Below are 2,547 nucleotides of genomic sequence, written 5' to 3' on the forward strand. Positions count from 1 at the left end.
GCACCAGTATTATTTCTCAATAACTTCTAATTGTTTAACTATTTCACTCTTGATAATTCTAGCAGAGTTTTTGGTCTTATTGTAAAGAAAAAAGTAAGATTCAGTCTTCCCAAGATAGATCAGGCTATCATCCGTTCTAATCATTTCCTTATCAGTAATGATCAAATGGATATTTTTTCTTTCTTTGTTTTTTGTGTTATATGCAGTCAATGAAGAAAATATAATCACAAAAACTGTAATAAGTGAGCCAGTACCGACTACTTGTTTTATTGTACTGATCTTTTTTACTGATAGAAGGAATAAAATGGACAATGCTATTCCAACTAAAAGGAAAGATGCTATTATATTCAGTCCTTCAATGTGATTTTGTGGTTTGTTATAAATTTCTTTTAGTTCAAAAAATAAGTTCACAAAAAAGGCTGCTACTATTAAAATCAAAGTTATTAGAATAATAAAAACTTGCCACAGGCGAAGATTTTTTTTAGCAAGTTTTTGAACCTTTTTTTGGTTTTTTAAAATATACACGGTTGGAACTGCCAAAATAACAGTAAAGGCGATTACAATCCCATCCTTTAAAAACAAAGTTAGAAATTCCGTTAATGTTAAATATGATAGTATATCAATATTAAAATTTGAATAAAAAATAAATTGTCTTATTGCACTAAGAAAAACAATAAATATACTTGCTAGTGGAATATATTTTAAGAAGCTATCTAAAATTTTCAATTCTATTTTTCTTTTAATATTGGTGCCAACGTCTCGTATAAAAACAGTGCGGCGATTGCCAGTGTTGATTTTCCGCAGGAAAATCAGACTTAGCAAGTACACACAGACTTTCGATTCAAGACTAAGATAGCATTGTTTTTATATGTTGTTACAGCACGTATTTATGCTATTTCAATTACAGTAATCTCGTCAATAATCCACTTCCCATTTTCTTTGCGGATAAATACTTTTACTCCATACCCACACCATTTCCCACAACTCATTCCACTTTCCAAAACTCCAAATGATTTAGTCGAGTCAAATTGTATCCTGGAAATACTTGTTATTCCACTCAAATGAAAGTCATATTCTCCTTCCCAAATATCACTGCCTTCTGGAAATTTCGACCGATATTGAAACTGAACTTTATCATTATCTGTTTCCAAGCGATTAATGTCGAGTTTATATTTTGTAGATAAATCTGTCTTGTCCAGTTTTATATCATACTTGGAAAAATGACTTAACAGACGGTTTTTCTCCTCATTTCCAAGTAAGTCCACAGAATCTCTAACTGCTATTACCAGTGTAGCGGTGTCGGCTTCCAATTCTGCTTTCCTTTCTTTAAAATCCGATAATGCTTTTTGGAACCCGGTACTATCTCTGCCAATTATTTCACCGTCCTCATTCAAAATCGGTTTAGGCGGTGGAGGTGGCGGTTTTAATCTGTAATCCCGATGTAATGAATCCATTAATGCAGGAAAAATTTCATAGACAACCGCCTGCTCAAATTTTAATGTTGAACTTTTTTGTTCACAGCTAAAAAGAAGCGGGAGTATTAAAATAAGCAGTAATGTAGTTTTTTTAGTCATATGTGCTGTAACGTTCCCGGTTAACGAAAGTGGCGTGTAGGGAAGGAATCACTTTCAGGCGTAACGGGTTCTTCTCATGGAAATAAATGTAGGAATTTATCTCTCAAAAAAGCCATTTTTGTTAATCGTTGTTGGCATTTCGTTTTTCTGTGCTAGTGTTCGCCAAAAATTTCTTTTATATTAGCTTTATAATTATATTTGAAAAAAGAATCGCCAGCAAATGCTGACGATCCAGTTTCGGTCTTTGTTAGAATAGGTTCAGGAAATTATTAATCGCGACAATTAATTCTAGAACCACAGTGAAGACCATCAGTATGAGCCAAATTTCATTCGAGCTATTTGGCTCATTTTTTCTTTTTTTCATTTCATATACACCTCCTTTCAATTATTTAAATAAAATTAGCCTTAATTATTTTTTGTCAGAGGGATATTCGAAAGAGGTTTTCAACAAAGTTTTCAACAATCAAAAACCATTTTACTAGTGCAAGAGTAAAATTAGCTTTAAAAAATTGCATATTTGGAAGTATTGTTGCAGATTTGGAAGTATATAATATGATATGGAAAAATTACCTCTAAATCGGAAAAATGAGCTGTTAGAAACCATTAAAGCTCAGGTTAGGGAAAGTGGTGTGACGAATTACAAACTTCACAAACTGTCGGGTCTGTCACAAAGTTCTATCAGTCGCTATTTCAATGAAGAATCGGATATGTCGTTAGAAGCGTTTATTAAAATCTGCAATGCCCTTGAATTGAAATGTTATTTAGTTCCTGAAGAAAATATTACAAATGAATTTGAATCAGTTTTGAATCAATAATTTGTAATCTATGTTTCTTGGGAAAAATGAATGCCAACGTCTTGTATAAAAACAGTGCGAGCTGGCGAGCTTGATTGTCCGCAGGACAATCAGGCGCAGCAAGCGAGCAAGGAGTTTCGAATCAAGACTGATTTAAGCATTGTTTTTATACGCTGTTG

Annotated in this window: 3 protein-coding genes; 1 reads left to right on the top strand and 2 read right to left on the bottom strand. The window is 32.8% G+C overall.

Annotated elements, in window-relative coordinates; translation table 11 throughout:
• Window positions 1-9: 9 nt before the first annotated feature.
• Together ACQ93I_RS17080 and ACQ93I_RS17085 are read right to left on the bottom strand one after the other, a co-directional pair.
• Window positions 10-726 carry a hypothetical protein gene (locus ACQ93I_RS17080; RefSeq protein WP_431699585.1) on the bottom strand — a complete coding sequence of 239 codons (717 nt, stop codon included), beginning with the start codon at window positions 724-726 and terminating at the stop codon, window positions 10-12.
• Between the two features lie 161 nt (window positions 727-887).
• On the bottom strand, window positions 888-1,574 hold the full coding sequence (locus ACQ93I_RS17085; protein ID WP_431699586.1) for a hypothetical protein: 687 nt from the start codon (window positions 1,572-1,574) through the stop codon (window positions 888-890).
• 557 nt (window positions 1,575-2,131) lie between these two features.
• Between ACQ93I_RS17085 and ACQ93I_RS17090 the strand changes: the two genes are divergently transcribed.
• Window positions 2,132-2,389, top strand: a complete 258-nt coding sequence (locus ACQ93I_RS17090; RefSeq protein ID WP_431699587.1) for a helix-turn-helix domain-containing protein — start codon at window positions 2,132-2,134, stop codon at window positions 2,387-2,389.
• The last annotated feature ends 158 nt before the right edge of the window (window positions 2,390-2,547 follow it).

This window comes from Salinimicrobium sp. WS361 (genome assembly GCF_050750585.1).
In the GTDB taxonomy this organism is placed as follows: Bacteria; Bacteroidota; Bacteroidia; order Flavobacteriales; family Flavobacteriaceae; genus Salinimicrobium.

Excerpts from the sequence above, each read along its gene's own strand:
- ACQ93I_RS17085 (WP_431699586.1), bottom strand. The coding sequence starts at position 1,574 with ATGACTAAAAAAACTACATTACTGCTTATTTTAATACTCCCGCTTCTT.
- ACQ93I_RS17090 (WP_431699587.1), top strand. The coding sequence starts at position 2,132 with ATGGAAAAATTACCTCTAAATCGGAAAAATGAGCTGTTAGAAACCATT.